We start from the raw sequence: 8,181 nt of genomic DNA on the forward strand, positions 1-8,181 counted from the left end.
GGTGCCCCGAATCGCCTCCTTGGTGATCCCGGCATGCTCCAACGCCTCCCAGGCCACCTCCATCAACAACCGCTGCTGAGGATCCATCGCATCGGCCTCACGCGGCGAAATACCAAAAAACTCCGCATCGAACTCCGCAGGCTGCCACGACGACAAAAACCCACCCTCACGAGAACAAATCGTCCCCGCCACCGAATGATCCGACGAATAAAACGCATCCGCATCCCAGCGATCCGCCGGAACCCGAACAATCCCCGAACCCTCAGCACACAACAACCGCCAAAAACCGGCAGGATCACCCACCCCACCAGGCAACCGACAACCCAAACCCACCACCGCGATCGGCTCGGTATCACCGGCCTCCGCCACCGCCAACCGCGCCGTCAAATCATCAATCTTGCGCAGCGCCTCAGCGACAATCGAACGACGATCCGACCCCCCGGCCGATTCGGCCCTCCCGGCCGACGCGGAACCTATCTCGCTCAACTCAACCTCTCCGAAAGCTGCGCGAGCAGCTCGTCATCGCTCATGTCGTCATAGGCGTCGGCGCTGTCCTGTTCGGCGGCTTCGGCCACCTCCGGCAGGATCGTGGCCAGGTATCCGGTCAGCGCGTCGATGGTCGGGTAGTCGAATACGACTGCGGCCGGCAGGATTTCGCCGAGGCTGTCCGACAGTGATCGCTGCAGCGTCACGCTCATCAGCGAATCCATGCCGGAGGCGAAGAAACCGGCCGTGGGGTCCAGCACGTGGCGCGAGGCCAGGCCCATGGCGGCGACGACCTGCATGGTGACGTGGTCGTGCAGCAACCCCAGGCGCTGCTCGGGTTCGGCTTCGGCCAGGGCGCGGCGGAACTCGGTGGTGACCGGCGCGGATCCGTCGGCGGGTTCGGCGACGGCCAGCAGGTCGTCGACGATGTGCAGCGCCGCCCGGGTGCGGTAGGCGGTGGCCAGCCGTGGCCAGTCCGCCGCCACCACGGTGTGGCGCACCGCGCTGTTCGCGCCGATCACCAGCGGCAACGCCCCGATGGCCACGTCGTCGCTCATCGGCTCCAGACCGGACTCCACGGTCACCTGGCGTTCGATGTCGGATTGGGTGTCGTTCAACGACTTCCACAGCCCCCAGTTGATCGCGGTGGCCGGCAGCCCGGCCGCACGACGCGCGTAGGCGAAGGTGTCCAGGAAGGTGGTGGTCGCGGTGTAGTGCGCCAGCCAGCGCGATCCGGTGATTCCGGAGATCGACGAGAACAGCACGAAGTGGCGCACCGGGTGCCGCAGCGACAGCTTGTGCAGCACTGCGACCACGTCGAGCTTCGGCCGGAACATGGCGGTGACGTCGTCGTCGGTCATGTCGCGCAGCGTCACCGGCCCGCCCGCGAAGGCGGCCACGTGGATGCCCGCCAGCGGCGGCAGGTCGGCGCCGAACCGGTCGAACAACGCGCTCATCGCGGTCTCGTCGGCCGCGTCGGCGGCCACCGTCACCAGTGTCGTCCCCGCCAGCTCGGCCGCCAGCTCGTCGAGCCTTGTCCCCGGGTTGCGCGACACCGCGACGATGGTCTTGGCTCCGCTGGCCGCCAGCTGTCGAACCAGCTGCGGTCCGATGTTGCCGGTGGCGCCGATCACCAGATGGCAGCTGTCCGGGTCGAACTCGACCGGTGCGGCAGCACCGGTGGGCCGGCCCTTGCGCAGCCTCGGAACCCGGCGGACACCGGCGCGGTAGACGATCTGGTCCTCGGTGTCCTCGGCGTCGGATTCGGCGAGCAGGTACCCGGCGACCAGCGACGCCGGAACCGACTCGTCGACGTCGATGACCCGGCCCCAGATCTCGGGATGTTCCAGGGCCAGGCTGCGACCCAGCCCCCACAGCACGGCATGCGCGGGGTTGGCGCGGTCGCCGTCGCCGACGGGTTGGGCGTTGCGGGTCAACAGGAACAGCGTCGCCGGGGCCGGCTGGTTCAGCATGGCCGCGGCGAGTCGCCGTGCCGCGTTGAACGTGTCGTAGGCCGGTGTCGCGCTGAGGTCGGCTGCCGCGGTCGACGGCGCGTAGAGGACACGGCTCGCTCCGCGCAGCGCCGTCGCGAGGGCGGCGGGATCGGCGCCGGCGGCCAGCACCGATGCGTCCAGCGTCGTCACGGCCCCGGGTCGCAGCGCGCCGAGTTCGGCACCCAGATCGTCACCGCCGATCACCAGCCAGGACTGGCCGGTGGCGGCGGGTTCGGCGGCTTCGCGGCCACCCGATGCACTTTCCGGCCAGCTCAGCTCGCACCACCACTCCGCGGGTACCGCGCCGGCACTGCCGGCCGCGGGAGCCACACCGGACCCGGCCGGCCCGGGACTGCGCCGCATCTCCACGGTGTCGATCCAGTGCCGGGTGTGCTGCCACGGCGTCGCGGGCAGCACCGGGTGCGGTTCGGGCGGATGCGGGGTCTGCGGCGGCTGAGCGGTGTGGGTGCGGTTGAGGTTGGTGTGGAAGCTGATCGCGTCGTCGGCGTTGCGGGCCAAGGTTCCGACGCTGTGGTGGTGGCCGCCGAGCGACTCGCACGTGTCGGCGATGGCATGCGTGAGGATCGGGTGCGCGCTGACCTCGACGAACGTGGTGTGCTCCGCGGCCGCGGCGGTGATGGCCTGGGCCAGCAGCGCAGGCTGGCGGACGTTGCTGACCCAGTAGTCGGCGTCCAGCAGCGGCATACCCCCGGCAGGCATGGCGGTCTCGGTCACGGTGGAGAAGAACGGGATGGTGGCGACCTCGGGAGTCAGGCCCGCCAGTGCTGCTTGCAGTTCGGGCAGGATCGGATCCATCAACGCGGTGTGCGAAGCGACTTCCATGTTGACGCGGCGGGCGAACTTGTTTCCGGCGCTGACCGCCGCGATGACGGCATCCACCGGCGCCACCGGGCCGGCCACCACGGTCTGCTTGGGCGACAGGTAACCGGCCACGCTGACGTCGGGGTAGCCGGCCAGCAGCGCCCCGGTGGCCTCGCTGTCCAGGTTGAGCAGCGCCACCGCGCCCTGCCCGGCCTGCTGCGACATCAACCGGGAACGGGCCGCGATCACCCGGAATCCATCGGCCGTACTCAGTGCCCCGGCAACGACCGCCGCGGTCACCTCACCCATGGAGTGGCCGATGACGGCGTCGGGGTGCACCCCGTGGGAGCGCCACAGTTCGGTCAGGGCCAGTTGGAGTCCCATCAGGACGGGCTGCACCTGCGCGTCACCGCTGATCGCCTCACCGCCGGAGATCACCTGCCACAGCGAGAATCCGACGTGTTCGACGAACACCGGTTCCAGCAGGGCCAGTGCCCGGGCGAACGCCGGTTCGTCGGTGAGCAGTTGCCGGCCCATGCCGGCCCAGTGCGAGCCCTGCCCGGAGTACACGAACACGGTGCCCGGCCCGCACGGCCCGTCGTGCGGGCCGACAACGCCGCTACCCGACCCGTCGCCGGAGGTGCCGGCGGCCAGCGCCTGCAAACCGCGCACCGCCTGCCCCCGGTCGCGGGCGCATACGGTGGCGAACTGCGCTTGCCTGGCGCGGTGGTGGTTGAGGGTGTGCGCGACGTCGGGCAGTTCGATCTCGGCGCCGTCGCCCGCCAGCCAGGCGGCCAGGTCGCCGGCGGCCGCGGCGATCCGCTCCGGGGTCCGCCCCGAGATCACCAGCGTCGTGACCGCCGGATCGGGCTCGCGCGCAGCGATTTTGGCGGGCGGCGCCTGCTCGATCACCACGTGGGCGTTGGTGCCGCCGAAGCCGAACGAGGAGACGCCGGCGCGTCGCGGGTGCTCGGTGGACGGCCAGTCCTGTTGTTCGGCAACGACCTTCAGGCGCAGCTGGTCGAATGAGATGTGCGGGTTGGGCGTGTTGAAGTGCAGGTTGCGCGGGATCTGCCCCCGTTGCACCGCCAGCACCGACTTGATGAAGCCGACCATGCCCGCGGCCGCTTCCAGGTGGCCGAGGTTCGACTTGGCGGCGCCGAGCAGCAGCGGCGCGTCCACCGGGCGTCCTCGTCCCAGCACCGTACCCAGCGCCCGGGCTTCGATCGGGTCGCCGAGCAGCGTTCCGGTGCCGTGGGTTTCGACGTAGTCGACTTCCTGTGCCGGGATTCCGGCGTCGGCGTAGGCCGAGCGCAACACCGCCATCTGGGCGGCCGGATTGGGTGCCAGCAGTCCGTTGGAGTGGCCGTCGGAGTTGATCGCCGATCCGCGGACCACCGCCAGCACCCGGTCGCCGTCGCGGCGTGCGTCGGACAGCCGTTTGAGCACCACCACACCGCAGCCCTCACCGCGGACGAAGCCGTCGGCGTCGGCGTCGAATGCGTGGCATGCGCCGGTCGTCGACAGGGCGCCGCTCTGGTCGAAGCCGCGGAACACCGCCGGGGACATCAGCAGGTTCACCCCGCCGGCGATGGCGGTCTCACACTCGCCGGTCCGCAGGCTCCGGCACGCCAGGTGCAGGGCGACCAGCGATGAGGAGCACGCGGTGTCCACCGTCACCGAGGGCCCGCGCAGGTCCAGGAAGTACGAGAGCCGGTTGGCGATGATGCTCAGGGCGCCGCCGGCGTTGCTCCAGGCGTCCACGCCGGTCAAGTCGGCCGATGCGTGGCAGCCGTACTCGGTGATGCTGGCCCCGACGTACACGCCGGTCTGCGTGCGCCGCAACGAGGTCGCCGGAATGCCGGCGTGCTCCAACGCTTCCCACGCCACTTCCAGCAGCAGTCGCTGTTGCGGGTCCATCTTGACGGCTTCCCGGCTGGAGATCTCGAAGAACTCCGCATCGAAGGCCGCGATGTCGCTCAAGAACGAGCCCCAGCGGGTGGTGCGGGCGATGGCGCCTGAGACCTCGGGCGATCCGTCGTCGAACGGCGCCCACCGATCGGCCGGCACTTCGGTGACCGCGTTGCCGCCGTCGATCAGGAACTGCCACAGCGCATCCGGCGAGTTGATATCGCCGGGGAACCGGCAACCCAGGCCGATCACCGCGATGGGTTCGTCGGTGCCGAACCGGCCGGGCTCGGGTCCGGCCTCCTCGTCGGCGGACTCCGGCTCGATGAGGAACCGCGCCAACTCCGTGACCGACGGATGCTGCCAGAGCTCCACCGGCGACACTTTGCGGCCGAGCAGCTCGGACAGCTCACCGCAGAGCACCACAGCGTCGCGGGATCCGACGCCCAGATCGTTCAGCGACGCGTTGAAGTCGATCTCGTCGGGGCTGCAACCGATATTGGTGACCAGATAGTCGGCCAACCAGTGGCGCAGGGCTTCTTCGTCAAATGCTGCGGTCATGCGGGGAACCCGATTCCCACTAGATCCCGTCCCATCCGGCCGGAGCCGATTCCACGCTGTCGAACAGCTCATTCAACACACTGTCGGCCGACTCGGGCAGCTCCGCGCCGGCGGCAGCCGGGTCGTCGCCGGAGTCCTCCTGCGGCAGCAGTTTGCCGGTCAGGTGGGCCGCCAGCGCCGCAGTCGTCGGGTGGTTCCACAGCATCGTCGCCGACAGCTCCAGGCCGACCAGCGCTTCGATGTCGCGCCGGACCGCCATGGCCATCACCGAGTTAAGGCCGAGCTCGGCAAACGGCCGGTCCAGCGCCAGCTCGGCCTCCGGCATACGAAGCTCGCGGGCCAGGATGCTGCGCAACCCGATTTCCAGCTCGCTGAGTATCTCATCGGCGGGTAGTTGCGCCCAGTCGCGGGTCGGTCCGCCGGCGTCGGCAGTGGAGGATCCCGGCTTCCCGACGGCGCCTTCCCGGGGCAGCGGAACCATCACTGCCTGGGCGACGTCGTAGTGCTCGACGTGGTCCCAGGCGGCGAAGGCCTCGGCCGGGGAGATCGGCCGGGAGCCCATCCGCTCCAACTCGTGCAGCACGACGTGGGCCTCGGCGCCGAATCCGAGGTCCTTCCATGCCACCCAGTCCAGGCTGACGCTGTGGCAGCCCCGCCGGTGGCGGGCGCGGGCCAGCCCGTCGAGGTAGGCGTTCGCGCTCGCGTAGGCGCCCTGGCCAGGCACCCCGAACACCGCGCCCGCCGCGGCGGTCATGAAGAAGAAGTCCACGCTCGCCGGCGGGAACAGTTCGTGCAACACCTGGGCGCCGGCGATCTTCGGCCACATGGTGGCCCGCAGCCGGTCGTCGTCGACCTCGGTCAGCAGCTGCCCCTCGGTGATGCCGGCGGCGTGGATGATGCCCCGAATCGGCGGTGCGCCGGCGGCATCCCGGCGGGCCAGCAGCTCGGCCACCGCCTCTCGGGAGCCGATGTCGAGGGCGGCCACGTCGACGCTGACACCGCGGCGCTCCAGCGCGCGGATGGCGGCGATCCGGCGGCGAAGATCGGGCGCGACATCGTCACCGTCCCAGTCGCGCCGGGGCGGCAGGGCGCTGCGCCCGGCCAGCACCAGCCGGCGGGCACCCCGGTCGGCAAGCCACCCGGCCATCAGCAGGCCCAACGCACCCATGCCGCCGGTGATCAGGTAGGCGCCGTCGGGCTGGCACACCATCGGCTCCCGCTGCGGCGGGCCGGAGATCGGGGTGAACGTCGGCGCGAGGAACCGGCCGTCGCGCAGCACCAGGATGGATTTGGCCGGGGTGCGCAGCACCGCCGACAGCGGCGCGACGCCACCGGCGATGCCGACGGGATCTTCGGGCAGATCGACCAGGCCGCCGCAGAGCTGCGGTTGCTCGGCGCGGATCACCCCGGCCAGGCCCCACAGGGCGCTTTGGCGCACCGCGGCATCGGAGCCGGCCTCGTGGACACCCTGGGTGATGATCCACAGTGCCGGCGGGTGGTTCTCCCGCTCGGCGAGCTGGGCCACCAGCTCGGACACCTCGCCGACGAGCCGAGACGCGCAATCCAGGTCGGTCTCGCCCGGCCGGGAGCCGGCGACGTACACGACGGCCTGGGCCTCGGCGATGCCGGCGCAGCGGTGACCGGCTGCGACCAGCCCGCCCCGCAGCGCCTCGGCGGCGTCGCCGTCGCCGAGGACCGCCAGCGTGCCGGGCTGCTCCGGCGTCTGCGGAGCCGCCTCCCAGGGCTGCCAGTCGATAACGTGCGCGATCGAGCTGGGGTCCCCGGTGGGCGCCGCGGTGTCCAGCGCCGTGTAGCGCAGCGACCGAATGTCGACGCAGCATTCGCCGTCGGGCGTGCTCACCGCGATGTCCACGATGAGCTCGCCGTCGTCGCCCTCGCGACGGTGCACGGTGACGCCGGCGCGGCCGTCGGCGGGCGGTTCCCCCAACCGGATGCTGTGGGCCGAGGCCGGCACCATCAGGTCCGGGTTGGCGTCGTCCACCAGCCGTGCGACGTGCAATGCGGCGTCGAGCAGGGCGACCGTACCCGATTGTGCGGCCGCTGCTGCTTCTATGTCGGCCCGCAGCTCCGCCGGGGTCGATCGGCCGGCCCTGAGCGACCAGTCGAACGGGCGGCCTTCACTGCCCCAGGTCAGCCACAGCGAGGTCACCGCGTCGTCATCGAATTGCGTTCCGGCGTGGCCGTTCTTGTGCATCGGCTTGGTGCCGTCGCAGGCGGATTCGTCGCGCGGCGCGATGCGGGCACTGAGGTGTTTGACCCAGCGTGCACCCGCATCGTCGGTGACCGCCTTCGACAAGATGGCGATCGACTCGGCGTCGGCGACCACCTGGACGGTCCGCGGCCGGTCGATGATGATCGGGTGCTCGAAGCGGATGTCGCTGACGGCCGGCTGGCCGCTCGCCTCGACGGCGGCCTCGGACAGCGTTTGCAGCAGCACCGATGCCGGCACCAACTCCACCCCGTTGTTGCGGTGACTGCCGGGATACGGCTTGGACTCCGGCGCCAGCCGCGCCTGCCACAAGTGGACGGTCGGTGTGCTGCCGATCTTGATGTGGGTGCCCAGCAGCACCCCGGGACGGGGCGCGGATTCGGCTGCGCTGACCGAGTTCTCGATCTCCAGCCAGTGCCGGGTGTGCCGCCACGGCGTGGTGGGCAGCACCGGGTGCGGCTCGGGCGGGTGCGGCAGGTCCCGGGGTTTGAGTGGGTGCGCACTGTTGAGGTGCTGGTGGAATCCGACGGTGTCGTCGCCGTCGCGCACCAACGTCGCGACGCTGCGGTGCGGAGTCGCCTCCAGGTTCTCGTCGATGGTATGCGTCAGTAGCGGGTGGGGGCTGATCTCGATGAAGATGCCGTGCTCGCGTGCCGCGGCGGTGATGGCCTGGGCGACCAA

General features: G+C 70.7%; 3 protein-coding genes. All 3 read right to left on the bottom strand.

Annotation, left to right across the window (positions count from 1 at the left end; translation table 11 throughout):
* The coding region (locus BST10_RS21835) for a beta-ketoacyl synthase N-terminal-like domain-containing protein (RefSeq protein ID WP_278248178.1) at positions 1–477 on the bottom strand (477 nt) is incomplete at its 3' end.
* Positions 478–482: 5 nt separating this feature from the next.
* Positions 483–5,270, bottom strand: coding sequence for a type I polyketide synthase (locus BST10_RS21840; protein ID WP_083040701.1), 4,788 nt, complete (start codon positions 5,268–5,270; stop codon positions 483–485).
* Positions 5,271–5,289: 19 nt separating this feature from the next.
* The coding region (locus tag BST10_RS21845) for a type I polyketide synthase (protein ID WP_133054464.1) at positions 5,290–8,181 on the bottom strand (2,892 nt) is incomplete at its 5' end.

Origin of the sequence: Mycolicibacter algericus DSM 45454, assembly GCF_002086455.1 — a bacterium.
Lineage (GTDB): Bacteria > Actinomycetota > Actinomycetes > Mycobacteriales > Mycobacteriaceae > Mycobacterium > Mycobacterium algericum.

Excerpts from the sequence above, each read along its gene's own strand:
- BST10_RS21840 (WP_083040701.1), bottom strand. The coding sequence starts at position 5,270 with ATGACCGCAGCATTTGACGAAGAAGCCCTGCGCCACTGGTTGGCCGAC.